16 protein-coding genes and 4 pseudogenes are annotated in these 26,134 nt (G+C 68.2%); 12 read left to right on the top strand and 8 right to left on the bottom strand.

What is annotated here, in order from left to right; genetic code table 11:
- Positions 1–221: 221 nt before the first annotated feature.
- Positions 222–1,784 (bottom strand): hypothetical protein, encoded by a 1,563-nt coding sequence (locus ACWGIH_RS35530; protein WP_453449479.1) that lies wholly within the window; start codon positions 1,782–1,784, stop codon positions 222–224.
- A gap of 412 nt (positions 1,785–2,196) precedes the next feature.
- Here ACWGIH_RS35530 and ACWGIH_RS35525 point away from each other — a divergent pair, with 412 nt between their 5' ends.
- From ACWGIH_RS35525 to ACWGIH_RS35495, 7 genes and pseudogenes are all read left to right on the top strand, one after another.
- The gene (locus ACWGIH_RS35525; RefSeq protein WP_453691746.1) at positions 2,197–4,404 is read left to right on the top strand and encodes a hypothetical protein; all 2,208 of its coding nucleotides are present in this window, start codon (positions 2,197–2,199) and stop codon (positions 4,402–4,404) included.
- Positions 4,405–5,693: 1,289 nt separating this feature from the next.
- Positions 5,694–6,801: pseudogene (locus ACWGIH_RS35520) on the top strand (helix-turn-helix domain-containing protein).
- Between the two features lie 12 nt (positions 6,802–6,813).
- A complete protein-coding gene (locus tag ACWGIH_RS35515) occupies positions 6,814–7,395 on the top strand; it encodes an HD domain-containing protein (RefSeq protein ID WP_453449477.1) in 582 nt (193 codons plus the stop codon).
- A 31-nt stretch (positions 7,396–7,426) separates the two neighbouring features.
- Positions 7,427–7,633: an abortive infection family protein gene (locus tag ACWGIH_RS35510; RefSeq protein ID WP_453449476.1), complete on the top strand. Its 207-nt coding sequence runs from the start codon at positions 7,427–7,429 to the stop codon at positions 7,631–7,633.
- A 439-nt stretch (positions 7,634–8,072) separates the two neighbouring features.
- Entirely contained in the window at positions 8,073–8,450 is a 378-nt protein-coding gene (locus tag ACWGIH_RS35505; RefSeq protein WP_453449475.1) for a DUF6083 domain-containing protein, read from the top strand.
- Between the two features lie 437 nt (positions 8,451–8,887).
- A pseudogene (locus ACWGIH_RS35500) lies at positions 8,888–9,480 on the top strand (transposase).
- A 255-nt stretch (positions 9,481–9,735) separates the two neighbouring features.
- A complete protein-coding gene (locus ACWGIH_RS35495; protein WP_453449474.1) occupies positions 9,736–10,437 on the top strand; it encodes a phosphotransferase in 702 nt (233 codons plus the stop codon).
- Here the strand turns inward: ACWGIH_RS35495 and ACWGIH_RS35490 are convergent.
- The 3 genes from ACWGIH_RS35490 to ACWGIH_RS35480 form a co-directional block, all read right to left on the bottom strand.
- Entirely contained in the window at positions 10,412–11,098 is a 687-nt protein-coding gene (locus tag ACWGIH_RS35490; protein ID WP_453449473.1) for a hypothetical protein, read from the bottom strand. The two genes, ACWGIH_RS35495 and ACWGIH_RS35490, sit on opposite strands and share 26 nt — an antisense overlap.
- Positions 11,095–12,585: a pyridoxal phosphate-dependent decarboxylase family protein gene (locus ACWGIH_RS35485; RefSeq protein ID WP_453449472.1), complete on the bottom strand. Its 1,491-nt coding sequence runs from the start codon at positions 12,583–12,585 to the stop codon at positions 11,095–11,097. The genes ACWGIH_RS35490 and ACWGIH_RS35485 overlap by 4 nt, the downstream gene beginning before the upstream one ends.
- Before the next feature lie 359 nt (positions 12,586–12,944).
- On the bottom strand, positions 12,945–13,538 hold the full coding sequence (locus ACWGIH_RS35480; protein WP_453449471.1) for an ATP-binding protein: 594 nt from the start codon (positions 13,536–13,538) through the stop codon (positions 12,945–12,947).
- Positions 13,539–13,724: 186 nt separating this feature from the next.
- Here ACWGIH_RS35480 and ACWGIH_RS35475 point away from each other — a divergent pair, with 186 nt between their 5' ends.
- Complete coding sequence (locus ACWGIH_RS35475) at positions 13,725–15,002, top strand: XRE family transcriptional regulator (RefSeq protein ID WP_453449470.1); 1,278 nt, start codon at positions 13,725–13,727, stop codon at positions 15,000–15,002.
- Positions 14,999–15,538 carry an N-acetyltransferase family protein gene (locus ACWGIH_RS35470; protein ID WP_453449469.1) on the top strand — a complete coding sequence of 180 codons (540 nt, stop codon included), beginning with the start codon at positions 14,999–15,001 and terminating at the stop codon, positions 15,536–15,538. Before ACWGIH_RS35475 ends, ACWGIH_RS35470 begins: the two co-directional genes overlap by 4 nt.
- 51 nt (positions 15,539–15,589) lie before the next feature.
- Here the strand turns inward: ACWGIH_RS35470 and ACWGIH_RS35465 are convergent, their stop codons facing one another.
- On the bottom strand, positions 15,590–16,210 hold the full coding sequence (locus tag ACWGIH_RS35465) for a DUF7691 family protein (protein ID WP_453449468.1): 621 nt from the start codon (positions 16,208–16,210) through the stop codon (positions 15,590–15,592).
- A gap of 174 nt (positions 16,211–16,384) precedes the next feature.
- The gene (locus ACWGIH_RS35460; protein ID WP_453449467.1) at positions 16,385–16,930 is read right to left on the bottom strand and encodes a hypothetical protein; all 546 of its coding nucleotides are present in this window, start codon (positions 16,928–16,930) and stop codon (positions 16,385–16,387) included.
- Positions 16,931–17,182: 252 nt separating this feature from the next.
- Between ACWGIH_RS35460 and ACWGIH_RS35455 the strand changes: the two genes are divergently transcribed.
- From ACWGIH_RS35455 to ACWGIH_RS35445, 3 genes and pseudogenes are all read left to right on the top strand, one after another.
- A complete protein-coding gene (locus ACWGIH_RS35455; protein WP_453691744.1) occupies positions 17,183–20,467 on the top strand; it encodes an NB-ARC domain-containing protein in 3,285 nt (1,094 codons plus the stop codon).
- Positions 20,468–20,991: 524 nt separating this feature from the next.
- The gene (locus ACWGIH_RS35450; RefSeq protein WP_453449464.1) at positions 20,992–23,748 is read left to right on the top strand and encodes an NACHT domain-containing protein; all 2,757 of its coding nucleotides are present in this window, start codon (positions 20,992–20,994) and stop codon (positions 23,746–23,748) included.
- A gap of 612 nt (positions 23,749–24,360) precedes the next feature.
- A pseudogene (locus ACWGIH_RS35445) lies at positions 24,361–24,915 on the top strand (DUF4158 domain-containing protein); the annotation flags it as partial.
- 262 nt (positions 24,916–25,177) lie between these two features.
- On the opposite strand, the gene ACWGIH_RS35440 reads toward ACWGIH_RS35445, so the two are convergent.
- Positions 25,178–26,074: a helix-turn-helix transcriptional regulator gene (locus tag ACWGIH_RS35440; RefSeq protein WP_453449463.1), complete on the bottom strand. Its 897-nt coding sequence runs from the start codon at positions 26,072–26,074 to the stop codon at positions 25,178–25,180.
- Positions 26,050–26,134 (bottom strand): annotated as a pseudogene (locus tag ACWGIH_RS35435) (IS5/IS1182 family transposase); the annotation flags it as partial. The gene ACWGIH_RS35440 and the pseudogene ACWGIH_RS35435, both read right to left, overlap by 25 nt.

The following is a 26,134-nucleotide window of genomic DNA, read 5'->3' as shown; positions in this document are numbered from 1 at the left end:
TCGTGCAGCGCCTGCCGTACCGGTTGCTGGCGCTGGCGAGCGCCGCGGCCGGCATGTGCGGCGGCGCCGCGTGGTTCACCGGCCGGTAAGGCCAATAGGCCGACGCGTCGCTGCCCCAAGCGACGGTTCAGCGCTTGGTCAAGGACCTGGACCCGGCCCATCGTCCCGGCGGTCCCTTTCCCGCCGGCGGTGCTCTCTTGTGAGGCGGCGTGGACCGTCGGCTATGGGGTGTCGTCGGCTTGTTGCGTTCGGGCGTGTTCGAGTTCGGCCCGCGGGAGTTCCGTGCCATGCGCCCGGGTTTGGTTGAGCAGTTTTGTCAGGCCGGCGGGGGCGTGGCGCCAGTGGTCGGTCAGGGTCACGTGTGTACTGATGTCGTCCATGAGCTGGGAGATGACCCAGGCGGCCTCCGTTGGCCGGTCCCCTCCGCCGGGGCCCCACCACAGGTGAGCCCCATGGGTGCACGGACCGGGATGAATCCGGCCGTCCGTGGTCTGTATCCATACGGTGTCTTCCAGGATCACGGACTCGAGCTGGGCTCCTTGCTCCGGTAGCTGCAGGGGGGCCAGGAAGACCCAGGAGCCGTCGCGGGAGGGTCCCTTGCGGACGACGGGAATGCCGGTGGTGTGGTCGGTGTAGAAGGTCACGTCCTGGGCGTCATCGGCAAGCACGGCGTGCACGGCGGTGGGGGTGCACGCCGTGAGTTGCTGCCCCCATCGGCGCGCGGCGGGTCCTCGGGAGCGCACGGTGGTGTGCGGGCCGAACGGCAGGAGGTCGGATGCGTAGTACAAGCCGATCTGCATGGGTTCGTAGGCTTCGAAGAGCTGGCTGGAGGCGATGGTGTGCCAGCCTGCGGCAAGCAGGTCACGGTCATCGGTGCGGGGCAGGGGATAGCCCTCGGTGCGGTGCCGGGCGGCGATGAGGAGCGGGTCGCCGTGAGGATGCCCACCGTCCTCGCTGAAAATGTGAATCTCCCTGGCGAGGCTGCTGATGTCTTGATTGCGCAGGGAGTTGGCCAGATCCACGAGTGCCGTCTTGGCAGCGCCGTCAGGCCATCGGACGGTGGCTGCCTGCCGCAGCGTGATCTCCTTCTCGTCCGGCAGGACCTCAGCCAGAGTGACGGGTGCGCCCGGCGACCATTGGCTGATCACGTCGGAGCGCCGCAGCGCGTGGGGCCACCAGGGCAGCGGCTGGCCGACGAGCCGGGTGACGAGGCCCCACTGGGCTTCGTACTCCAGGGACGGCTGCGCGGTGTCGGCCGCGATCAGGGCCGGTCCCGAGAATCCAATGTCGCCGAACAGGGCGCATACGGTGATGACGCCCTGGGTGCCGGCCTCCTCGGCCAGTTCTTCGGCCATGGCGCAGGCCGCGCCATGACGCGTGGTGTGGACGATGCGTATGACACCGAGGTCTGTTTCCCAGTCCATGGCCGGGCCCTGTGAGGTGGGCTGGAATCCGAGCCACTTGCCGGGAGCGACAGGCTGTGTGCGCAGGGACGGAGCAAGCAGCACGGCTCCTCGTTCACGAAAACGGCTGGAGCGGGCGGCCCAGATGTAGACCGCGCCGCCGTCCCACGTCACGGGGGGCTCTTTGTCGAGTGCCAGTTCGAACGGGTCGTGATGTTCCCGGGACCCTTGAGGGAAGTCTTCGTCATCCTCCAGCAGACGATCCAGCTCGCCTTTCTCCAGGTGAAGGAGCTTCTCCACCTCGTGTCTGCGCAGGTATGCCATGTTCCGCCCGGCCACGTTGCCCTCTCCTTGGTGCAGTTGCTCCTCGATGGCAGGCATGCGCCGACCGTGTCGGCCGCCGGACCTTGAGGGGCCGCATCCATGAGATGCCGCGACCGTCAGCTGCTACCAGCGACTTTGCGTCAACTTTCCTGATCTCGGGCCCTGTTGCGCACGATGGCTCCTACGATGCTGCCTCGGTCCAGTGGTGCCGTACGGGACATCAGGTGTCGGCACCTTAAGGTTTCCCGTCGTTCTCGGGCCGCGGGATGTGCTCGCTGCTCAGAGGAAGGCATGGATGCCGAGCGGAATCTGGCACCTGGAGCCCCGGCGGATCCGGCCCTGGTATGAGCGTGCCGTGACGGCATCGATCGAGCACCCAGAGATCCGGGCATATCTGGGCCTGGACGGTCCGCAGGTCACGGACGAGCACTTGCGGCAGGCCTTCGACCAGCCCCGGATCATCTGCGAAGTGCTGCGGGCCGATCCCTCCTACTTCGATCTGCGCCTAAGGGCGGCCCGCGTCGACTCCTTGCGCCAAAGTCTCGTCGAGTCCAGGGAGCGATGCCGCGCCACGCTCTTCCTGTCCCTCGTGTTCCTGGTGGCCCTCGTCTACTGGCCGGTTGATGCTGTGTTCGCAGTGCCCTGGTGGGTGGACGCCACGATCCTTATCTGGCCTATCGGCTACTGCGGCGTCAAGGAGTTCAGGGACGCGGACAATCGGAGCAACTTCGTCGAACAGATGCAGACCGCCCTGTACGGCGTGCTGTGGGCCGCCTGCGCGGCCGACACCGAGGTGCGACTGGGCTGGTGGGCGCTCGTCAAGCTGAAGAAGACAATGGACCCGATCATGAGGCGTGAGATGACGGCGCTGCTCGGGCCTGATCACGAGTCACTGCTGGTGGCCCGCAGCCATGACGGTCTCATCGACGCCGGCAACTCCCGATACTGGATATCGACGCAAGCCGAGGCCACGCTGCAGCGCAAGCTCGACCAGATGAGCGGCGGCGCGATCGCGATCTGCGGCCCTCGGGGCGTTGGCAAGAGCACCCTGCTGAAGAAGGCGTGCCAGGGCCGGCTCGGCCCATTTCCCAAACTGCATTTCCACACCATCGTTCAGACGCCGGCCAACTACCGCCCCGAGGAGTTCCTGCTCTCCCTGTTCCAGTCGGTGTGCCGGGACTACCTCACCCTGTACGGCCGCCGCCCGCGTACCCCGTTTCTGTTCCGCTCGCGGGCCCGTGCAGTCCACCGGCCCCAGCGCCTGTACCACTCGGTCCGTCGCTGGGCCCAGCTCCTGGCCGGGGTCGGCCTGGTTGTCCTGGCGATCCAGAGGGAAGTCCGCGCTCTCCTCGATACCGTTTACCAGTCCGCTCACCCCGCTGCCGCGGGGTGGGCGGTGGGTCTGTGGGAGTGGACGCTGACCGCATGGCAGGAGCATCCCGTGGTCTCCCGACTCGTGCTGCTCGCGGTAGGGGCACTGTTGCTGTGGTGGGCCGATCCGAGGAGCTGGTTCACCGGACGGCCGGTGCGGCGCCTGGTGCACGACTGCCACAATTACCTGAATCTGCTGCAGCACATCCAGACCGTTGGCACCTCGACCTCGCTCGGCGCGTCGGCCCGCGCGCTCACCCTGGGATTCGGCCGTACCAGCGGCAGCAGCTCCCGAACCTTCACCTACCCGGAGCTGGTGTGGGAGTTCCGAAGTCTGCTGTCACGCATCAGCGCCATCGAGCGCCAGGACAACTGGAAGGTCTTCGTCGGCATCGACGAGCTCGACCGGCTGGGCTCGAGCGAGCAGGCACGAGCGTTCCTCGCCGAGATCAAGGCCATCTTCGAGGTACCGCGCGTGTACTTCGTCCTATCGGTGTCGGAGGATATCGGGTCAGCCTTCATCCGCCGCGGACTGCCCACCCGCGACGTCACCGACAGCTCGCTGGAGGACGTCTTGGTCATCGAGGCGCGCACCCTGGAGGAGTCCAGCGCGCTGCTGCAGATGCGGGTCCCGGGATTCACCGACCCCTTCGTCGCACTCGTCCACGCGCTGTCCGGCGGGCTCCCTCGCGACCTCATCCGCTACACCCGCAAGGTGACAGAGACTCACCGGCGCACCGGGCAGCCCGGATTGGCGGTGCTCGCCCGTGAAGTGCTGTGGGAGGAGGCCGCGCAGGCCCTGGCCGGATTTCGCGCGCTACTGGCCCGCCACGACGACTCCGCCGCCACCGCGCAGACCGTGCACGACCTGCACACCCTGATCACCCTGATCCGCGAGGCCGACTCCAGTCGGGCCAACCCCGAACTCGAGCAGCGCATCCTGCACCTGGCACACGCAGGGCACCCTCCCCACCCCGAGGCCACCGATCCCGTCGGGGAACCTGCCCAGCGGTGGGAGGAGTTCTCCTGCTACCTCTACTTCATCGGCACCCTGCTCGAAGTGTTCGCGGGACGTAACTTCGCGGCCCGCAAAGCGGCCTATACCGGCACGGACAAAGCATCCGCTGACCTCCAGCGACTGGCCGAAGCACGCCTGGAGATGACCGTATCCCCGCACAGTGCCCGCAAGATCCTGGAACAGTTCCGCGTGCACTGGGCACTGCGCCCCGCGGCCCTGTCGCGAATTGTGCCGCAGCCCGGAACGGACGCGGAGCCCAGACGATCCGCTGTCCGCGGCCATTCCTGACACCGCAACCCGGCACCTCATCACCGAAGGCCACCATGGGCCTGTCCGAGGGCCCCCGTGGCGGGTCTGACGGCCGGCAACCGAGCCGGGAAGGGGAGGCCCGCACGCCCGAAGGCCGATAGGCAGCTGTCCTTGCCGCTGCGGAACCCGGGCCTGATGTCCGAGGCTCGGGGTGCCAGGCCCCGGCCCGGGGGCGTAATGGACCCCTCGCTGACCACAGTCAGCGAGGGGGGTCTCGGACGAGTGAACTGAGGCAGGGATACGAACTCTCAGCGCTGTCCTGGGTGCGCGGGCACGCCCGCGTGCCGTGCAACTTTCCCCTAGAACGACTCCGGCACCGGATCCAGGCGTTTCTTCGACAGAGGGGTGGGCGGCCGCTCGGCGCTCATCGGAAAGCGGCCGCCCCTTCCCGCAGCAACCCTGTTGGCAATCGCTGCGAGGTTTAAGGGTGGCGGCGGGGCGGGGCAGGGGCGGCGGCGGTGCGGGCTGCTTGCAGGGTTCGTCTGATTGTTCGGCCTTCTTCGCAGGGTGCTTGGTTGCGGCAGCGTCCGCAGGTGTTCACGTGTGTGAGCTGTGCCTGGTAGGCGGCTTGTGCGAGGGGGTTCGTCGCGTTGGGGGGGCGGGGCCAGCTGTGCGCGGCCGATGGCGATCAGCAGGGCGACGGTTTCGGCGGTGGCCAGATGGCCGGGACGACGTGGCGGCACTGCCCAGTACGGGAGGGGCGGCTTTGTGCGGGCCGGCGTGGGGATGCCGAGGTAGGTGCCTGGTCCAAGGAGCGGGGCGAGGTCATGGTGCGCCCACGCCGGATGTTGGCGGTGTTCGATCAGGATGTAGTAGGTGTCGCCTCTCGTCCGCTTGTCGTAGATGACCGGGCCTTTGAGCCGGCTGTCCAGGCGTTCGGCGACCTGCTCCGGGTGGCTGGTTGCCACGGCTGCGTGCACGAGGGATGCGGGCAGGCGTGCCGCATCGTAGGCGCGGCCCAGGGGCAGCAGGGCGACGCCGACCTCTGCCCACTGGCTCCAAGCCTGGGCGGGGCTTGGCTGGGCGCTCGCGAGCCACTGAGCGATCGCGCCGTCAACCTGCTGATCACCCCGGCCCCTCAGCCGGTCCCCTTCTCTGGGCGGCATCGAGGTTCGGTCTACGGAGTCCACGGCGGCACCACCCCCACTACGCTGAGTTGCCAGACATCACCCCTTGACCGTAGGCAGTGGTGATCGTCGCCAGAAGTGACCGCAGGTACGGGTAAGTGCCCGCCGCAATGCGGGCAGGGGAGTGTCATGGAGCACCAGATGCGGCCAGCCCTGACCGGGGGTCAGGGAACATCCGATCGCTGCCGTGCGGGCCTGGTCTCCGGCTACGTCTTCCGTCTGATGCGCGAACAGCTGGGCCACACTCAGGACGGCTTCGCCGAAGCGTTCAGCGTGGCACCAGACACCATCGCCGGGTGGGAGTCCGGGCGCCGGCCACTCACGTCCGTGCCTGCGGGACAGATGCTCGTACACCGCCACAGGCTGATGCGCATGGGTACGACCCCGGCACTCCTCAAAGCCCTCGAACGTGCCATGGAAGCTGATGTACTCCTGGCCAGTGCCCTCGATGACAGCCAACCCACCGAGGCGAGCCCGCTGGGAGCCTGGGTGATGCAGCGGGACCTCGTCGAGGTGCTGACCTGGCCGCTCAATGGTGTAGCGCCCACATCCGTGCGGGAGCTTCCCAAGCCGCCGCGGCCCCGAAGGGGCCCTGTACCCGACGCCCCCGAACTTCCGGCCCAGGACCGTGCACGGTTCTTCACCCGCATGCGAGAGACGGCTGAACAGGCCCGCGGCGGCGGGGACTTCCTGCTCCGACGCCAAGCCCTCTATCTGGCGGGTTTCGACGGGAACACCGACACCTCCGATTGGCTGGCCCACCAGCAGAAACTCGAACGTCCAGGCGACTGGGTGACGCGCTGGCTCAACTCCCGTTCCGTCGCCGTCGTCGAAGCCCGCCAGGGCGATCGGAGCCGTATGACGCACTTCATCACGCGCACTCTCGGAAACGAGGAAACAGCCGAAGCAGCGAACCTGAACTATTGGGCGTACTGGATCGGAGAGTCGCCGCACATTCAGCTGTCGGACGACTTCATCGCCTCGCCGGTGCCGGGCCCCTGGCAGGGCGACCGTCTGCTAGACCACCTCGTCCGCGGGCTCACCCCCCCGGCACGGATTCTTCGATCTCAACGTCCACACGCTGTGGGCGCTCTTGGCCACCCGCCCGAACTTGCTCCGCGTCCCATCCGCCGCCAGGTCCGCTCTACGGCAACGGCTTCCTGTGATGTTGGATGACTTGCAGCTCTCCCCGCAGGCCCGGCGAGAGCTGGAAGGCATCCGGTACGCAATCCGCCTCGCCGAGGCGTGAAAAGGGGACACCGTGGCTGATCAGGACCTGACAGAGGTTGCCCACTTCCTGTGGGAGGCGGGCGCGTTGAAAACGGCGCGCCGAACGGGCTGGTGGATGGCGGGCGTTCGGGATCCCGAGAGCGTGGCCGAGCACGCCTGGCGCACCTCCGTCATCGCCTCGGTCATCGCGACGCTTGAGGGAGCCGACGCGGCCCGCGCTGCTCACCTGGCCGTGTGGCACGACTCCCAGGAGACACGCACTGGCGACGTCAACCACCTGGGTAAAAAGTACGCCGCGCCAGGGGACGCACAGGCGGTGACCGCGGACCAGACAGCTGGCATGCCCGAAATCCTGCGCACCGCCGTTCGCGCCGTGGTCGCCGAGTACGAGGCCAAAGAATCCCCCGAAGCGATCTGCGCGCGGGACGCCGACAAGCTGGAGTGCATGCTCCAGGGCCTGGAATACAAGAGCCAGGGATACGCCAGCGCTCAGCGGTGGATCGACAACAGCCGAGCGCGGATCGTCACGGCATCTGGGCGGCAGCTGGCTGACGAGCTGCTGGCCCAAACGCCTCTGGACTGGCTGCGCACCGCCATGGGGGAGAAACGCTGACCCCAGACAAGGCGAAAGTTACCCAAGGACGGTGGGGGCTTTGCCAGTCACGACGCTGCTGGGCCTGAACGCCGACGCCGTGGCCGACCACGCTAAGGCCAGCGCCACGGTGGTCAAGATTCTGCGCACACCCACTACGACAGTGCAGGGTCCGGCCGAGTTACGCAATCAGCTTGGACTCGATCACGGGCGCGCCCACCAAGTCCGGCGCTGCCGCGCCGTGCCCGGTTCGCGCTGAACAGAACGGTGACGGTGACGGAGTTCGTGCTGGACACCTGGCAGGACCGTATCGATCGAGGGCAGCTCTCACCCCTCTCCGTAACCTCACGCGCCCAGTGGAACCGGCCGCCGCCGAGCAGATAGCTCGGGCGGGAAAGCGACGGTCGCGGTGACGACAACGCGACGGGCTGGCAGGTCGTGGAGGTGGTATGCCGAAGGCTGTCGGCGAGCTGGCATTCCGGATCCCTGGGGCGTGTGGGAGTACGTGGCGGGGCCCGCTCTGCTGTGAGGCGTGGATGACGCCCCGTCTACAACGCCTGCTCGGCCGTCGCTGCTGCGCCCCGAGGGTCAGGGTGGTCCGGCTTTCAACTCCTGTGCATATTCCGCTTCCTGACGCCGCATAATCCCCGACCGGTTCGCGCCGTGTCGAACAGGATGGTGACCTGCACTCTCACGCTATGGGGGAATCACGAAGTCGCGGGACGGCCCGTGTGCAGCTGACGTGCCCGCGTTGCCGGCTGCCGCAGGATCAGGTCGACACGCTCGGGCCCGAGCCGGTTTTGCTGGAGCCGGTGCTGCGGCCTCTGGCACACACGGTGCCGCCGGAGCGCCGGTGGATCGAGATATCGCGCGGTCGGGTCACGGTGTACGGCGTGTGTCCGCCGGTCGCGGAGCAGCGGTGCCGGATCGAGCATGCGCTGGTCTGCCCTGGGCAGCCGTTGCCGGACCTGTGGCCGGAGCTGACGAAGTTCCGGGAGGTGAATGTGGAGAAGGCTAGGCGGCGGGAGGACAAGCCCCCGCTGCCCGGCGGTGAGCAGTTGCCGGATGTCGGATAGCCGCTGTCCGTCCGCCGGCTTGCGCGTTGTCCTCGTTGTCGGCGAGTGAGCCGACCTCGCCCATCCCGCCGCATTCCCCGCAGCCGACGGTGGTCTCGTTGCCGTCTGGCAGCTGCGGAAGTCACCGCGGGTGGCGCTCTGCGCTGTGTGGGCCTTTTCCTGTGGTGCCTGTAGTGCTGTTGCGGGGACGCCGATCTTGTCCCTTAGAGGTCGTTTTCCTTCTGAATGCAGTGTTCTGAGTTGGTTTGGTCTGCCGCTCGATGTGCTGCTGATGAGGCTGGAGGGGCTGCTTCTTCTGGCGAGGCGGGTGGTGTGACGAATGAGGCGCAGGGCTGCTTACGTCTGTCTCATTCCAGGACGCCCCGGTCTGTTCCGTGCTTCGCTTTCCCAGGACGCACGCCTGGGCGCACGCCCCCGGGCGGCGGTATGCCGAGGTCATGAGGGAACGCCGTGCGTATCCGAGTGATCTGTCCGATGCCCGCTGGGAGTTGATCGAGCCGGTGCTGTCCGCCTGGCGTTTCGAGCGCCGCGGCCGGGCCCTGGACTTCGGACGCCCGCCTCGGCATGACCTGCGCGAGATCATGAATGCAATCCTGTATGTGGACCGCCTCGGCCTGCTCCTGGCGGTGCTGGTCACCGCGGCCGGCGTCCAGGATTCCGCCGCAGGCCGCGCTCTGTTGGAACAGGCCGCCGCCGACCACCCCGGCCTACGGAAGGTGTGGGTCGACGGCGGCTACCGCAAGCACTTCATCGAGCACGCCGCCACCCTCGGCGTCGACCTTGAAATCGTCCAACGCAACCCCGGGGCCAAGGGGTTTACCCCGATCCCGAAGCGGTGGGCGGTGGAGCGCACCTACGGCTGGCTGATGCTCCACCGCCGCCTGGCGCGCGACTACGAGACCCTGCCGCATCGCTCCGAAGCCATGATCCACCTCGCATGACCGACCTCATGGCCCGCCGCCTCACCGGCGAGAGCACCATCTCCTGGCGCGACCCGACACCGGCACACCAAAGCCGCATCCAGGGATGAAACAACAGGATGAAACGACCTCTCACAACCACTGGAAGTCCTTTTGTCGTCGGGGAACTCCGTAGGCTGGTGCCCATGACTTTGTCCTTCGCCCCGCGCCCTGGGTGGGGTGAGCTTCCCGGCGCTGTGCGGTTCGCCGTTGAGGCGCGGGCCGGTGCGTCGGTGGTTTCGTCGTCCTCTGCCGTGGGGGGATTTACGCCGGGCACAGCCGCAACCCTGAGGCTGGCATCGGGTGATGAGGTGTTCGTCAAGGCCGTGGGGCCAGATCACCCGGGCATCACCGAGATGATGCATGCCGAACGGCGCACCAACGAACTGCTCCCCTCGACGGTCCCTGCCCCGGCGCTGCGGTGGTCGCTCGGGGTGAAGGGGTGGAGCGTCCTTGGATTCGAGAGTGTGGCGGGCCGCCACCCGCAGCTGCACCCGTCCTCGTCCGATGTGGCGCAGGTGATGGGCGTCCTGGAGACGCTGAGTGCTACGCAGTGCCCGGCCGGGCTCCCCGATGCGCCGTCCCGGTTCACCGGATGGCGCGATTGCGGGGCATGGGCCGAGCGGGGAGGCGAGCTGGTGTGGTGGGAGGAGCGGTGTTCCATGGCAGGGGACACGCTGGTCCACGCCGATCTGCGGGCGGACAACATGCTCCTTGCCGCCGGGGGCCGGGTGCTGGTGGTGGACTGGGCGGCGGCCGTGCGGGGCGCTGCGTGGGTTGATCCGGCCTACGTGTGCGCGCAGTTGGTTATGTCCGGGTGGGAGCCCGCGGCCGCGGAGCAGCTCCTTGGGGTGTTGCCCGCGTGGAAGGAAGCCGATCCTGAGCAGATCACGGCGTTCGCGGTCGGTCTGTGCGGGATCTGGGAGCGCGGTGCGGCCCGCGAGCAGCCGCCCGGTCTGCGGGAGTACCGCAGTCGGGCAGCCGTCGCGGGCCGCGCGTGGATCAGTTACCGGCTGGGATGGAGCTAGCTGTCTGCTGCCAGCGCCCGCCGTCGGGGTAGGCCAGGCGCGCGGCGGCCAGTTCGGCGAAGCCCCGGCCAAGGACCGAGCGCAGGTGCGCGGCGTGCAGGTAGCCGAGGAAGTCCTTGCCCTGCGCTCCTGCGGGTGAGCGCCACAGGGCGGCGAGGGCCTGTTCCACCGTGATGGCCCGCGGGGAGGTGAAGGCCAGGGCGAGCAGCGCGGCCGAGCGCTCGGCACGGCGTATGTGCCGGCGGTAGACGGTGACGTCGCCGCCGAGGAACACGTGCGGGCTCGTCAGCACGTTGAAGACGAGGCGGAGCCGGAACGTGTCGGTGGCCAGGGCCGTGTCCGTGCGCTGGGTCGCCAGCGGCTGCGGCCGGGCGGGGAACCCTTCGAGGCCGGCGGCCTGTTCGGTCTGCCGGCCGGTGGCGTACAGCTTGATCCGGTAAGGGACCTCCTCGTCCAGGTCGAGGCCGTGGCGCAGATGAAGCCGTGTGACCTCTGCGGTCAGCCGGGCGATCTGGTCGATGGGCAGGGCGGGGCCGCCGACATAGAGCAGGTCCAGGTCGGAACGGGGCCCGTGAGTGGCGGTGGCGTGGGAGCCGTAGGCCAGGGCGTATCCGCCCTGGCCGGGGTGCAGGGCTGCGGCCTCTGCGAAGAGCGTGCTCATGTGTTCTCCAAGGCCCGGCCCAGCCCGGTGACGTAGGCAAGCGCATCGCGCATGTGGCCCTCGGTGATGCGGCCGTTGTTGCCCATGAACCGCAGCGGGTACAGGGCCGCGCCCTGGCTGATGCGGCCGGTGTCGTCGGGGATGGAGAACTGGTGGAAGTGCCAGCGCCCCTCCTCCAGGAGCCGGGCGTGGATGCGCCGGCTGATCTGGTTGATGCGGTCGACGTCGGGCCGCTGCGGGTCATGACCGGTGGGGAGGTAGACGAACACCACGGCCGTCATGTCGGGGCCATTCAGCCGCAGCAGGCGCGGGTTGTCGTCCACCAGGCCGCTGAACGTGCGCGTGGTGATCAGGCGTCGCTGCATCATCTCGGCGAGCCCGGCCCGGCCGTGGGCGCGCATCATCGCCCACAGCTTCACCGAACTCCATTCCTTGGTGCCGATGAACGGCGTGACCTGCCCGAAAGCGAAGTCCTCCTGCATGATCAAGTCCGAGTAGGAGGAGACCAGACGCAGGGAGGCCGGGTCGCGGACCAGGAGTGCGGACATGGCGTAGGGGATGTCCATGACCTTATGCGGGTCGACGGTGACCGAGTCGAATGCGGTGATGCCGTCGAGCTTGGTGGCGAGTTCGGGCGTGAAGGCGCACATGAGCCCCCAGCAGGCGTCCGCGTGCAGCCAGATCTCCGGCCTGGCGGCGCGGGTGATGTCGTGGACGGCGCGCAGGTGTTCCACGGTGTGGGTGCGGCTGTCGCCGGTGTAGGCGACGACGGACATGATCTCCTCGCGGCGCTCGGCGAGAGTCTTCTCGAGCTGGCGCAGGTCGTACCGGTAGCCGCGAGTGGGCACTTCGATGATCCGGCCGCCGCAGCCGATCCACTCCAGGGCGGACTTGACGCTGTAGTGGCCGATCCCGGCCGGGACGACGATGTGCATCCGCTCGGCGTCGGCGACACCCGAGTGCATGGTGCCCGGAGCGATGTTCTCCCGCGCCAGGAGCATGGCCATGGTGTTGGAGCCGGTGCCGCCGTAGGTGGTGACCCCGCCGACATCCCAGACGTTACGGACGTCGGCGACGGGCAGGTTCGGGTAGCCGATCAGGTCACGCAGCCAGCGAATGACAGCGATCTCGGTGAACGTGGCGGACGGCGCGGCGAAGGACTGGTTGATGAGGTTCTGCTGGGCGAACAGCGCGAGGAGCCCGGCAGCCAGGGCGGAGACGTCAGCGCCGGTGTGACCGAAACCGAGGAACCGCGGGGACGCCTCGTTGTTGCACAACGGCAGGACGACATCCACAAGTTCCTGCGCGACGTCCTGGACGCCGGTCGAGTGCTCCGGCAGCTCGGTGACCAGGAGATCGCGGATTTCCTCAGGGCTGAGCTTCTTGCGGGTCACCTGGTCATCCAGCTTGAACTCGACGCCGACGGTGACCAGACGGTGCAGCAGATCAACGGCCGCCTGGCGGTCCATGTCGTGAATCAACGGCACAGGGTCCTCCTTGAGTGAAGGCCTGGTACGCCCACGACGGGGGGCGCGTGCGTACCAGGCCCGGTTCCGCCCGCTCCGACGCGGGCGGCCATGCCCCGCTCTCGCGTTCAGCAGCCGGGCGCCGTCTCGGGACACTTCGGATGGTGAAGGTTGCGGGAGCGGGAGTTCAGGGTCGGCGAGGGGATGCCGAGGCCATCAGCGCCTCGATGACCGGATAGGGGGCCGTCACCGCGGGGCGGCGGGCGCGTGCGAGGTCACAAACAGCGCGGGAGGCGCGAGCCCGACCAGCCCGAGCAGACCAAGAACCACGATGGTCAGGGCAGGGCACGAAGAGATGGGCTCGGCCGCAGGGCACCCTGTCATGACTCGGCGTCCGTGTTGCGTTCGGCGCGTGTGCGGGTCACCCGCAGCCCCTCGGGATCGGCGGCCGCCCACTCCACGCCGCCCGGTCCGCGCAGGATCGGCCACCCCTTGTGGATGTCGGCGAGGACGGCCCGGCAATGGGGGGCGTACTCGACCTCGTCGCCCACCCGCGGCTTGATCTCCAGCTGTGCCCAGACCTTCTTCCCGCGTCTTCCGTCCGGTCCCAGGCGGGTGCTGCCCCAGTGCTGGCTGAGCGCGTCCACCAGAAGCAGCCCGCGGCCACTCAAGCCCTCGGCAGACGGGGCACCCATACGCGGCAGGTCACGTGAGGTGTCGACGACGGCGACCAGCACACGGTCGGGGGCCGGGTGTTCGACGATCACGCGGATGCAGCGGCTGCCGGTGTGGCGCACGGCATTGGTGACGAGCTCGGAGATCACCACCTGCGCTATGTCGGCGTGCTCCTCGACGTCCCACGCCGAAAAGGCGACGCGAACCAGGCGCCGGGCCTCGCCAGCGGTCTGCGGGGCGTTGACCAACGTGGTGTTGAAGCCCGGCTGGTCGGTCGATCTGGCTGGAGCCATAGTCATGATCACGCCTTGAGTGGAGACAGTGCCGTGCCCCCGGGTGGGGGCCCGACGGGCCGTACACAACAGGTAACGCCGTTTGCCGGTAGGGGAGTTAGGAGCGAGACATCGCCATCGCGACGTTTCCCCTAGGAGGTTTTGGCCACTCGTTTACCTGACTGTGCGTGAGTGTGGGTCTACCGTGTGGACATGGACACCACGCGCAACGTGGTCCTTGAGACGTGGATGCGCGAGCACGGACACAGCTCCACCAGCCTGGCGCGCGAACTGAATTCAGCCCTGGAACGTCTCACCGGGCGCCCCGGCAGGTTCGACGGCCGCACTGTGCGGGAGTGGCGCTCCGGGCGCGCCCGCTGGCCCAACGCGGCTACACGCAGGGCCCTGGAGGAGGTCACCGGGCTGTCTGCGGTCGCCTTGGGTTTCATGCCGCGGGGCCGGGCTGTGACCACCCCCGCCCCACTGCAGGAGGACCCCATGAAGCGCCGCACCATCGTGGCAGGCGGTGTTGCGGCCGTAGCCGCCGCGGCCGCCCCCGGCAACGCGGCAACCCGCCGCATCGGCGTGAGCGACATCGAGCGCCTCCAGCGCACATTCGCCGACGTCATCGCCAGCGACCACCGCCACGGCGGGAAACTCACCATCGAGCGACGTGCCGTGGCCCTTGCGACCGAGGCGCTCAACCTCCAGAACTCAGGCAGCGCCACTCAGCGGGTACGCAGCAACCTGTACGCGTGCGCAGCTGGTTTCCGGTCCTCCGCAATGTGGGCAGCGATCGACGGCCGCCGCTACAACGAGGCCGCCGCACACATGCGCGAGGCCCAGGCCCTCGCCGAGCTCTCCGGCGACCAGGCGATCAAGTTCCGCATCTGGTCGCACGCGGGCAGTCTGTACCGGCACATGGGACGTCCCGCCGACGCATTCGCCGCCAACGACGTGGCCCGCAACCTGTACATCACCCGCCGCGACCCCCTGTTCGCCTCCCTCGGCATGGCCCGCCAGATGGCCATCCAGGGCGTCGCACAGGACCGCACCGGCCTGCGCCGAGCGTATGACCAAGCCAGGGACGCCATGGACCGCGCCGACCCGGGGGCCTACCGGCCCGTGTGGCTGCTCGCCTTCTACGACGAGGCCGAGCTGCACTCCCTGGCGCTCTCGGCCCACCTCTCCCTGGGCGACTATCCCACCGCCGAGTACCACGCGCACCGCTGCCTGGCGTCCCTGCGGCCCTACATGCGCCGCTCCCGGGCGATCACCATCAGCCGCCTCGCTCACGCCCAGCTCGCCCAGGGAGATACGGACGCCGCCACCCTCACCGCGATGTCGGTGCCGCAGGATGCGGCTACCCAACATGCCCGTGTCTCCCGCATGCTTCAGGAGTTCGGGGCTGCGCTGCGCGCCACCGCGCCAGGCAGCCCCACCGCGCACGCCTGGACCGAGCACACCGCCGCCTGGAGGGCTACGACATGACCACGGCACCCACCATCGACCTCCGCACATTCACCGCGCTCGACGACTCCCGCGGCGACCTGCTCGACGTGTACGCCGAGGTACGTGCCCCGCTACTTCACCTGCCCAACTATGCCGTCACCGTGTTCGGTGAACGCCTGGACCGGCACGGCACCGAGCCCGGGTTCGTGGCCGTCCTCGCCTACGCGGAGGGCCAGCCCATCGGCTACGCCTACGGCAACACCATCGAGCACGGCGACCGGTACTGGCAGCGCACCAGCCCAACGCCGGCGGCGCAGTACACCGAGCGCCCGGCCGTGGCCCTGAAAGAGATCGGAGTGCGCCCCGCGTGGCGAGGCACCGGCACCGCGCGGCGCATCCACGATGCCCTGCTCGCCAGCCGCGACGAACCGTACGTAACCCTCATGGTCAACAAGGCTGCCGGAGACGGAAAGGTCCACGCGCTGTACCGGTCGTGGGGATACGAGGACATCGGGCAGAGCCAGCCCTCAGCAGCCTCGCCGGTCCTCACCGTGATGATCCGCCGCTCTCGCTGACCGGAGGCTCGAAGCGCTACACAGGTCAGTCGCCAGGCTGGGCCCGCGGCCCTAGTAGCGGAAGCCGATGACGCCGTGGCCCGGCCGGGCCACGGCGTGCCGCAGCCAGCCGACGCACTGGAGGACGGCCTCGACGACCTCGGGTTCCAGTGGCGGGGCCTGCCCCGAGGCGTCGACGGCTTGCTTGGCCGCCTCGAACTGCTCCAGTGCCTTGGTGCACTGCTCGTGTGTCCACTGGCCACAGTCAAGGACATGCGTCCGCGGCAAAGGGCTAGGCAGCGAGCCGAGCCAGAAATCTTCCACGGACACCGCGGTGATGCCCATGGCGGCCATGCCCTCGTCGACGACGGACAGCCAGTCACCGCGATGCGGGGTGAACCTGCTGTTGTTGAGGAAGGAACCGGTCACGTCACACAGCCGCTCAAAGGCGTAGCCGTACTGGAAGGCGTGGTTCTCGTCGCTGAAGGGCCCGCCGTGCACGACGGCCTTGAGCGCCTCGAACGCGGTGGGCGCGCCGGACTCCTTGATGGAATCGGCGAACTCGTCGTCGGCACGGGTCAGCTGGGCGCTGAAGCGCTCACGTATGACCGTGAGCAGATCATCGTCGCGGGAGCCGATCAGGGCGCGGGTGGCGGTCACATCGAGCAGGTACACGCTCAGGCAGGAACTCATGCCCCGACCCTAGATGCGGCCTCTGACATCCCTGCGGGCAGCCATCCGCCGCGCGTGACCAGGCCGGGCGCCCAAAGAGGAGCGTCGGCGCAACGGCGAGCAGTAGTGGGCTCGGGCTCAGATCTTGGGGAGCCGTGGCGGAGCGTCATCGGGCAGGTCGTTTCGCGGCTGAGCTCACACTTGTTCTTGGTAGATCCCGATTTGCTGGGGATGGGAGTGGCGAATGCTTGTCCAGAATCCTTGGCGGCCAAGGCCGCCGGCCCAGCGGTCGAGTTCGTCGTCCGTGTCGTGGAAGAACCAGGACTCGAAGTGCCCCAGGTCCCGAAGCTGAGGGGCGGGCTCGTATCGAAGTTCGCAGTGGAGCTGGATGTAATGATCATGCTCGCCGGAAGCGTCGTTGATCTCGATTTGCCGGGCAAGGTCCAGCGTGAAGACGGGCGGTCCCTCGAAGGCGTGAGTCCCGTACTGGAAGAGAAGGCCATCAGCGTCCGGCGTGTCCGCGCTGTCGAATCGCTGGGAGCCGAAGCGTACGAACCTGAGCCATACCTCGTCCAAGTCCAGGTCGGTCAGGGGCTGCTGTCCACGGCTCAGTTCATGTTGAAGCCGCTGCTCGGCCTGGTCTATGGGCGGTCTCCTCGACATCCCTGTCCTTCGCGGTCTCGACGGAATCGACATGTTCGGGCGCGACATCCAGTTCAGGACCGCGAGCCAGGACGTCATTCAGAACCCGTCCTTGAACCCTCATGGTCCTGGGGTGTACGTCGTGGAACGGGACTCCTGATGGTCTGTTCGCGAGTACGCTCCGGCCAAGCGCTAGAGCGGGGGGCGTAGGGGTTGCGTACGTGGGTTTTGGCTTTGGTGGCGGGCTTATGCGGAGTCCTGGGGGCACTGCTGGGGCTGGCCGCGAATGCGGCCACCGGGGATAAAAAGTGGCCAGGACCGTTGGATCTGTTACGGACTCAGGCGTGGCCCATGACGGGCGTGCTTGCCGGGTTGATGGTCGCGTTCGGTGTGGTGGCGGTCGTGGTGGAGCGCCGAGCCGAGCCCGCGGTCCGCGGCGATCCACCTCCGCCGAGGCCACCAGTGGTTCCGGCGCACTTCGTTGCCCGAGAGCAGGCCCGGGAGGTGGTGGCGGCGGTCTGTAATAGCGGCCAGGAGGTGGGCATCACCACGTCATTGTGGGGGGCGGGAGGTTTCGGTAAAACGTTGCTGGCGAAGGAGGTGTGCGGTCAGGCACGGGTACGCCGGTACTTTCGTGGGCGCGTGTACTTCGTGACGGTGGGGCGCGACGTGCGCAGCCGCTCCGAGATCACCGAGAAGGTGGCCGACGCCGTCACACTCATCACAGGGAACACGGGCACGCCCGCCACTGACCCGGAGGCCGCCGGGGCGCACCTGGGCCGCCTGTTGGACGAACGTCCCCGCACCCTGCTCGTCTTGGACGACGTGTGGGAGGACCGGCAGCTTGCTCCCTTCCTCACCGGTGGTTCCCGCTGCGTGCGTCTGATCACGACCCGCGACAACGGGCTGTTGCCGGACGGCGCGCCGCGTATCCGCGTCGACCAGATGACAGCCGAACAGGCCGAGCAGGTCCTCACCCGCGACTTGCCCACTCTGGACCGCTCGCAGGTCCAGGACCTGCTGACGGTGACCGGCCGGTGGGCGCTGCTGCTGCGGCTGGCCAACCGGAACATCCACCGCCACGTTGAAGCCGGTACCGACGTGCTCAACGCCACCGAGGACTTGCTACAGCAGTTGCGCCAGCTGGGCCCGTCCGCCGTCGACGGCCTGGCCAGCAGCTGGGACATGGACGACCGTGACCTGCGCAATCAGGCAGTGGAAGCCTCCGTTGAGGCATCCGCCACCCTGCTGCCCGATGCCGAACGCGAACGGTTCGCCGAACTGGGAATCTTCGCTGAGGATGAGCCCATCCCGCTCGCCCTGGCCGCCGTGCTCTGGCAAGCCACCGGCAGCCTGAGCCTGATCCAGACCCGGCTGCTGTGCCAGGACCTCGCCCGCCTCTCCCTGGTCACCTACGACCCGCCGACAGGGCGGATAGGCCTACACGACGTCATCCGCGATTACCTGCGCGCCCGAGCCCGCCCCGAAGGTCTGACGCAGCTTCACGTCGCCCTCGTGGACGGCGTCGCTGCGATGCTGCCCGAGGCCACACCGCTAGCGCCGGGAGCACCGGATCCAGGCCGCGCCTGGTGGCAGGTGTCCGAGGGATACCTTCACGATCACCTCATCAACCACCTCCTGGCCGCCGGGCAGTTGGCCCTCGCTGAAAGCATCGCCGGCGACATCCGATGGGTAGAGATGCGCCTGGCCCAGCGCGGCCTCAACGCTCCCTTGGGCGACCTCACCCGTATCAACACCTCTCACAGCCATTCCCTTGCGCGTCCCCTCGCCCGATACGCCCATATCCCCTCTCTCGCCGAACCGCCCAATGCGGCCATTCATCAACTCCACGCCCGCCTGGAGCAGCACCCCCACTGGTATGTCCAGATCCAGACCCGTCGCTCCGACCCCACACTGCTCCCCTGCTTGGCACCCCTATGGCCCCTGCCGGACATTGCCCCTGCCGCGGAGCGCACGCTTCTAAGTACCAATGGTTGGGTGGAATCTGTGGCGTGGTCGGCCGACGGGCGCCTTGCCGCCGGTGACGAAGAGACGGTGCGTGTCTGGGACCCCAGAACCGGCACCTCTACCGACCTGACCGGTCATAACGGCGCCGTGTTGTCGGTGGCGTGGTCGGCCGACGGACGCCTCGCCGCCGGCAGCATCAACAAGGTGGTGCGTGTCTGGGATCCCGACACCGGCGCCTTCAGCGAAATGGTCGGCGACAGGGGTGCTGTGCAGTCGGTGGCATGGGCGGCCGACGGACGCCTTGCCGTCGGCAGTGTCGGCGGGGTGCGTGTCTGGGATCCCAGGACCGGCACCTCTACCGACCTGACCGGTCACAGCGGCGCCGTGTTGTCGGTGGCGTGGGCGGCTGACGGACGCCTCGCCGCCGGCACCATCGGCAAGATGGTGCGTGTCTGGGATCTCGAGACCGGCACCTCTACGGACCTGACCGGTTACAACAGCCCTGTGTTGTCGGTGGCATGGGCGACCGATGGACGCCTCGCCACTGGTGAAGCCGACGGGACGGTGCGTGTCTGGAACTTCGAGAGCGGCGCCTCCGGCGTGGTGAGCGGCCACGCCGGCCGGGTGAGGTCGGTGGCGTGGTCGACCGATGGACGCCTGGCCACCGCTGGCGCTGACGGGGTGGTGCGCGTCTGGGACTTGGACTCCGGCACCTCCACCGAGCTACCTGGCCACACAAGCCGGGTGAAGTCGGTGGCGTGGTCGGCTGACGGACGCCTGGCCACCGGCGAGGCCACGACGGTGCGCGTATGGGACCCCGACAACAGCCCCTCCAGCGAGGTGAGCGGCCACACCGGCCGGGTCGAGTCGGTGGCGTGGTCGACCGATGGACGCCTGGCCACCACCGGCGACGACAGGGTGGTGCGCATCTGGGACTCGGACACCGGCACCTCCACCCAACTGCCCGACCACCCACACCAGGTGAGGTCGATGGCGTGGTCGGCCAACGGACGCCTCGCCACCGCCAGCGACGACAGGGTGGTGCGCATCTGGGACCCGAACACCCGCACCACCACGCAACTACCCGGCCACACTGACCAGGTGAGGTCGATGGCGTGGTCGGCCAACGGACGCCTCACCATCGCCAGCGCGGACGGGGTGGTGCGCGTCTGGAACCCCGACAGCAGCGACACCAGCGAGGTAATCAGCCATGCAGGCCGGTTCGAGTCGGTAGCGTGGTCGGCCAACGGACGCCTGGCCACCACCGGCGGCGACGGGAGGGTGCACGTCTGGGACCCGAACACTCGCACCATCACACAGATGCCCGGCTACCCAACCCGGGTGTGGTCGATGGCGTGGTCGACCGATGGACGCCTGGCCACCGCCAGCGTCGACCGGGTAGTGCGCATCTGGGACCCGAACACTCGCACCACCACCCAGCTGCCCGACCACCCAAGCCAGGTGAGGTCGATAGCGTGGTCGGCCAACGGACGCCTCGCCACTGCCAGCGCTGACAGGGTTGTGCGCGTATGGGACGTGGCAGAGCGTCGCGTTCTCGCCGCATTCACAGCAGACGGATACGCCACGTCCTGCGCTTGGTCCCGCGATGGCACAGCTCTGGCTGTCGCTGGCTCCTGGGGCCTCCTCCTGCTGCAACTGATCGAGTGAATAGAGTCGCGCGTGCCATGGTCCACGCATGGCAGCTAGCAGTGGTTCAAAGATGGGTTCCCAACGCGGCGCGCTCGTCTTCTCTCAAGGTTGAGGGGTGACGGGTGAGCCAGGGGACGCGCCCCTCAGCTCAGCGAGCACGACACCGGCCCGTCCCGCTCTCCACGACTCTTGCAACGTCGACTGGCTGTGAAGGTGTGAGCGGGAGTCGTTTCGCGATGAGTTGGGGAGTCACTGAGAGCGGCTTGGCGTGATCAATCGCGATGGCTTTTGATGTCACTCACGTTTGCTGAGTGTTTTTCATCCTGGTGCTATCGACGCCGGACGCCACTGGGGCAGCGCCAGCCTCGTCGAGCTGATGCTCGTCGTTCTGGGCGAACACCTGCTCACCACAGATCGGCAGCGCGTCGGCCGACCGCATCAAGGTCCGCGATCCCCTACCGTCTCGCCACCGAACAGCTCACCCACCGGGAGCGGTATTCACCACTGGCCTCTCGCATGGCTCCACGGCTAGGGGGTCGCTCATGCCCCGGACCCTGTTTCGACCGGCTGCATCCGAAATCGCAAATCTGGTGGTTCGACGGGCAGCTTCTCTGAACAATGCCGTCATGGGGCGGACAGGTTCACGTATCCGGCGGATCTGGGTGGTGTACGTCGGAGTGTCCGTCGGCACGGCGGCGACAACCCTGTGGATCTCTCGCAGCTTCGCGCTCGGGGCGCCCGGGACGCTGCTGATGCTTCTCCTGGCGCTTCCCCCGTCGTATCTCGCTTGGCAGGACTTCCGCTTCTCCCGTATGGAGGCGGACCAAACCACGCTCGGCGCGCTGCTCGACTCACTCGCCGACGAAGTGCGCATACGCTGGGAGGCCGAGGCCACGCTGCGGCGTCTCAACGACCCGCAGCCGCTGCCTGTCTCGTGGGAGCCGGCTCCCACGGACCTTACGGAGAGCTGGGACTACCTGCGGGACACGGCCATGGCGTGCCCCGGCGGCCCGCCGTCGGACCCCGCCGCTTGGGCAGCTGGGCCGAACGACCTCGCGGGCTCGGACAACGAGATCGGTGCGGTCTTCGCCAAGGTCCCCACAGGCCGCCTGATCGTCGTCGGTGAACCGGGGGCCGGAAAGACTATGCTGCTGCTCCGCCTCACCCTCGACCTGCTGCACCGACGCCTGCCGGGCGAGCCCGTACCGGTCCTGTTACCGCTGGCCACCTGGAACCCGGATGGGCGGGCCCTCCACGACTGGCTGGCCGCCCAACTTGTCCTCCAGTACCCCATGCTGGGGAAACCCGCACCAGGTCCCCTGAGAGATCTCGACTGTGCCGAGGCCCTCGTGAGCCGTCGGCACCTGCTCCTCATCCTGGACGGTCTGGACGAACTGCCATCAGACCAGCAGGCGCTGGCCGTGAGAACCATCAACGAGGCTCTACGACCCGGCGAGCGCGTCGTGGTGTCCAGTCGTACAGACGAATTCCGGCATATCACAGGCGACGGCCAGGAATACCGGGGCATCGGAAGACAACCTCCGGTGAAACTCCGCAACGCCGCAGCCATCGTGCTGCTCCCGCTGGATCAGATCGCCGTCGCCCGGTACCTGAGGCGGGATGCCCCAAGCCCCACCTACGCCGACCGTTGGGACCCTGTGCTGCACCGGCTGGGCTCAGCCGAACCCGTTGCCCTGGCGCTCAGCACACCCCTGAACATCAGCCTGGCCCGTACCGTATACGCACCCGACAACAGGGATCGGGATCCGGCCGAACTCTGCGACACCGCGCGCTTCCCGACGAGCGCCGTGATCGGGGAGCACCTCTTCGACGCCTTCATCCCGAGCGCGTACCGCACATCCAGCAGCGTTGCCACCCGGCACGACGACTGCGGATGGACGGTCGAACGGGCGGAGAAGGCCTTCCTGTTCCTGGCCGGGACCCTCCATTTGGGCAACATCTCGGCGATCCGCCCGATGGCGGACCTGCGGGACCGTCTGGTGCCAGGCTTCTGGCGCAGGATCACCTATGCGGTCGCCTCCGTCGCCCTCGTCGTGCTCCTGGCTCTGCTGGTGCAGGAGTACACCGGAAGCCTCCCCGACTGGTGCTGGTACACGGTGGCCGCATGGACGGTCTACAGATTCGCTCGGATTCAGCCCTACGAACTGCTGCACTGGCCTTCATCGATGCTGGCCGGTTTGATCGGTCAGTGGCGGTACGCCGGGGCGGCTTGCGCGGTTGTCGCGATCTGGCCTGTTCGAGTGCCGCCCTTGTGGATCGCCGGCTGGTGCGCGGGCTGGCTCGTCAGCCTGGTCGTGGCAGATGGGCGGGACTTCTGCAGGCTCTATACGTGGGCCCATACGTGGGAATCTCTCAGACCCTATTCGTGGTCCGAATGGCTGGCCGGTGCAGGCATCGTGGCCGCGGTCCAGGCAGCCGACAGGTACGCCCACCTACCGATCGCATCCTGTCTCGTCGGCCTTGCGGTGTGGCTGAGCTACCGGCTTGTGGCCGGGGCGGCGCTCTACCTCCGACCGATGCTTGAACGGCGGCCACCGGCCATAGGCGTAGGCGGTAGGGGTATCGGTAGCGGCTTTGGTGGCTGCGGCTCCTGGGCCCCGTGGTGGGCGCGTCATAACGCCACCTTCCGCTGCTGCCACAGGATCCTGTATCGCGTCGCGGACTGGCTGGCCGAGCCGATCGTCGCCGTGATCGCTCTCGTGGTCACGCTCTCGCCGGAACCTGCCCGGCAATGGAGCGACTACGGCCTGCGGGAATGGGTGGTGGTCGGATGCGCGGCTCTTACGGCGGTAACCATCGAGCGGAAGTTCCTGGCGCGCCTCGCGATACGTCTGACGCCCGTTGTGGTCGTACTCACTCCCGTGATCGCACTCTGGCAGTGGCTGGGCACGGATTGGGCCCGGTTCGAGCCATGGGAATGGACAGTAGTCGCACTGACGGCCCTGGCGGCGGAAGGACTGGTTCGGCAGATGCTGGCGCGGGCCGCCTCGTCGCTCGGGACGCTGCTGCTCCTGACCAGTCTCCTGCCTGTGCGCGCCTTTCTGGCGTTGACCGGCGACGTCCCCTGGCGCCTGGTCCGCTTCCTGGCCCATGCGCACGAGACCCATGGCGTGCTGCGCCGGTCCGGTGCCGTGTACGAGTTCCGTCATGTCGAGCTGCATCGCCGCCTCGCCGAACGCTGGTACGAGGAGCACTGGTCAAATCGGCTGGCCGCACGCATCGAGGAGCGGCTGCCGATATCCAGGGAAGGGCAAGGGAGCGGGGCGGGTACCCGATGAGCGCTCGGCATATGCGACCGGCCCGGTGCCGCAGTCGAAGGCCGTCCGCCGGGCATTCCCTGGTCGGACACCTTCCTTCGGTGGCTCCACAGCGGCCCTCCGAGGGCTCTTCGGCGGCTAGTTCGGTACGGTTCCTCTCCATCGTCCGCATCCTGCGGGCCATGTCGACCTGCCCGGATCACAGCCTCGAACAGAGCCTCCGGATCACCCTCGGGCCCGGCGTGCGCGGACAGCACCGCGGCGACGAGACTGGCAAGGACGGCGACCAGGCCAGGCAGGCCCTCACCCGGCACCGGTCAGAGCAGTACACCGCCGACCTCGCCTGCTCACCCCCACCGTCCACGACCGACCGCACACCGGACACACCGCCTGCTCACCCCGCTGTATCCCGCAACCGGGTCCGGCGCATCCTCCTCCACCGCCGTGATCTGCACCGACTTGGCAGGACACCGCGGCCGCCGCCATCGTCACCGGCAACGGATCACCACACTCCCGGCAATAAGGGGCTTGAGGAACATCCGAACGAAAACCGACGCTAAGCCCTGCCCGAGCCTGAGAGGGCTTTGACCTGGGCTTCTGTGTGGGTCGAACCTTCGGCAGTCGTATTGATCGATTGTCTGGAGGTTCGGGGCGCCGGTCGAGTTTTTGACGGATGAGCAGGCTGCCGCGTACGCGGCGTTCCGTGGGACGCCGTCCCGTACGGAGTTGGAGCGGTTCTTCTTCCTGGACGACGCGGACCAGGAGATGATCGAGGGCAAGCGCCGGGCGCACAACCGCCTGGGCTTCGCGGTGCAGCTGACGACGGCGCGGTATCTCGGGGTGTTCCTGGACGACCCGACGGACGTGCCGGCGGAGGTGGTGGACTACCTCGCCGAGCAGCTCGACACCGGGGACGCGTCGGTGCTGGTGGCATACGGGGAGCGGGAGAACACCCGGCTGGAGCATGTGCGGGAGCTGCGGCGGGTCCTGGAGTACCGGGAGTTCGCCGGGGCGGAGGCCGAGTTGCGGGCGTGGGTGGACGCGTGGACCTGGACGACGGGCGAGGGCCCGAAGGCGTTGTTCGACGCGGCGGCCGGCTGGCTGCGCGAGCGCCGGGTGCTGCTGCCTGGGGTGACGACGCTGGCCCGGCTGGTCGCCGCGGTACGGGAGGCGGCGAACCAGCGGCTACTCCTTCTCCCTGCCGGACCTGCCCGGCGGCCTGCGCCCCCTGCGCGACATGGACGCAGTCGACGAGGAGTGAGCAGCGTTCAGCGGACCGGCGCGCCCGGGTGCCAAGGAGCGTCCGGGCGGGTGGGGCGCGTGTCGGCGGCCAGGGGATCGGGGTGCGGCTACGCAGGCAACGGCCTTGTCCTGGACGACGTTCTTCATGACAAGGGCCGAAGCCAGGCGTTGGACACCGGGGAGCCGGGCCAGTTGCTGGTCGTAGATGTCACGGGGTGGACAAGGTGTCGGGGGATAGGCCCACCTCGTGCGTGGCTGCCCAGGAAGCGAGTAGCGCCAGTCCTTCTGCGGACGGGGAGCCGGGTTCTGCGGTGTAGATGGTGAGGGTCAGGCCCGGTTCGGCGGCCATCTCCAGGCCCTCGTAGGCGAGGAAGAGGTCGCCGACGACCCGGTGGTGGAAGCGTTTGGTTCCGGTGCCGTGGTTGCGCACGTTGTGGGCGCCCCAGCGGGTGCGGAACTCGTCACTGCGGGTGCACAGCTCGCCGACGAGGTCGTGCAGGCACTTGTCGTGAGGGTTGCGGCCGGCTTCGGTACGCAGGATCGCCACCGCGGTATCGGCGAAGGTGTCCCAGTCGAGGAAGAAGCTGTGGGAGGCGGGGTCGAGGAAGGTGAACCGGGCGAGGTTCGCCTGGTTGCCCGGGGACGCGTAGACGTCGGCGTGGAAGGCACGGGCGAGCGGGTTGGCGGCGAGGATGTCAAAGCGGCCGTTGCGGACGAAGGCGGGGCCCGCCGTGACGGCGTCCAAGGTCCATTGCAGGCTGCGATGGGGTGTCCACTGTTGACTGGTGCGGCGCCTGGGACGGCGGGTGAGGGCGTCGGAGCCGTCCGCGGCATGAGCCAGGTTGAGCAGGTGGGCACGTTCGGCGTCGTCGAGCTGGAGAACGCGGGCGACGGCTTCCAGGACGGCCGGGGATACGCCGGCGAGATTGCCGCGTTCGAGTTTGGCGTAGTACTCCACGCTCATGTCGGCCAGGGCCGCCACCTCGCTGCGGCGCAGGCCGGGCACGCGCCGCCGGGGGCCGGAGGGCAGACCTGCCCGTTCCGGGGTGATCTTTGCGCGCCGCGAAGTAAGACGCCATTTCAGTTGGTCAGTCTGCGGTGACATATGAGGGTCGCGGCGATGGCGGTGAAGGCGAGGAAGTGTTCTGGCTTTCGCTCATAGCGG

The organism is Streptomyces sp. NPDC054872, from assembly GCF_053610705.1.
Note: the sequence above shows the minus strand (reverse complement) of the source record. Positions and strands in the feature narration are given on the sequence as shown.

Excerpts from the sequence above, each read along its gene's own strand:
- ACWGIH_RS35530 (WP_453449479.1), bottom strand. The coding sequence starts at position 1,784 with ATGCCTGCCATCGAGGAGCAACTGCACCAAGGAGAGGGCAACGTGGCC.
- ACWGIH_RS35505 (WP_453449475.1), top strand. The coding sequence starts at position 8,073 with ATGGGGGAATCACGAAGTCGCGGGACGGCCCGTGTGCAGCTGACGTGC.
- ACWGIH_RS35490 (WP_453449473.1), bottom strand. The coding sequence starts at position 11,098 with ATGAGCACGCTCTTCGCAGAGGCCGCAGCCCTGCACCCCGGCCAGGGC.
- ACWGIH_RS35480 (WP_453449471.1), bottom strand. The coding sequence starts at position 13,538 with ATGACTATGGCTCCAGCCAGATCGACCGACCAGCCGGGCTTCAACACC.
- ACWGIH_RS35475 (WP_453449470.1), top strand. The coding sequence starts at position 13,725 with ATGGACACCACGCGCAACGTGGTCCTTGAGACGTGGATGCGCGAGCAC.
- ACWGIH_RS35470 (WP_453449469.1), top strand. The coding sequence starts at position 14,999 with ATGACCACGGCACCCACCATCGACCTCCGCACATTCACCGCGCTCGAC.
- ACWGIH_RS35465 (WP_453449468.1), bottom strand. The coding sequence starts at position 16,210 with ATGAGTTCCTGCCTGAGCGTGTACCTGCTCGATGTGACCGCCACCCGC.
- ACWGIH_RS35460 (WP_453449467.1), bottom strand. The coding sequence starts at position 16,930 with ATGACGTCCTGGCTCGCGGTCCTGAACTGGATGTCGCGCCCGAACATG.
- ACWGIH_RS35455 (WP_453691744.1), top strand. The coding sequence starts at position 17,183 with ATGACGGGCGTGCTTGCCGGGTTGATGGTCGCGTTCGGTGTGGTGGCG.
- ACWGIH_RS35450 (WP_453449464.1), top strand. The coding sequence starts at position 20,992 with ATGCCCCGGACCCTGTTTCGACCGGCTGCATCCGAAATCGCAAATCTG.
- ACWGIH_RS35440 (WP_453449463.1), bottom strand. The coding sequence starts at position 26,074 with ATGTCACCGCAGACTGACCAACTGAAATGGCGTCTTACTTCGCGGCGC.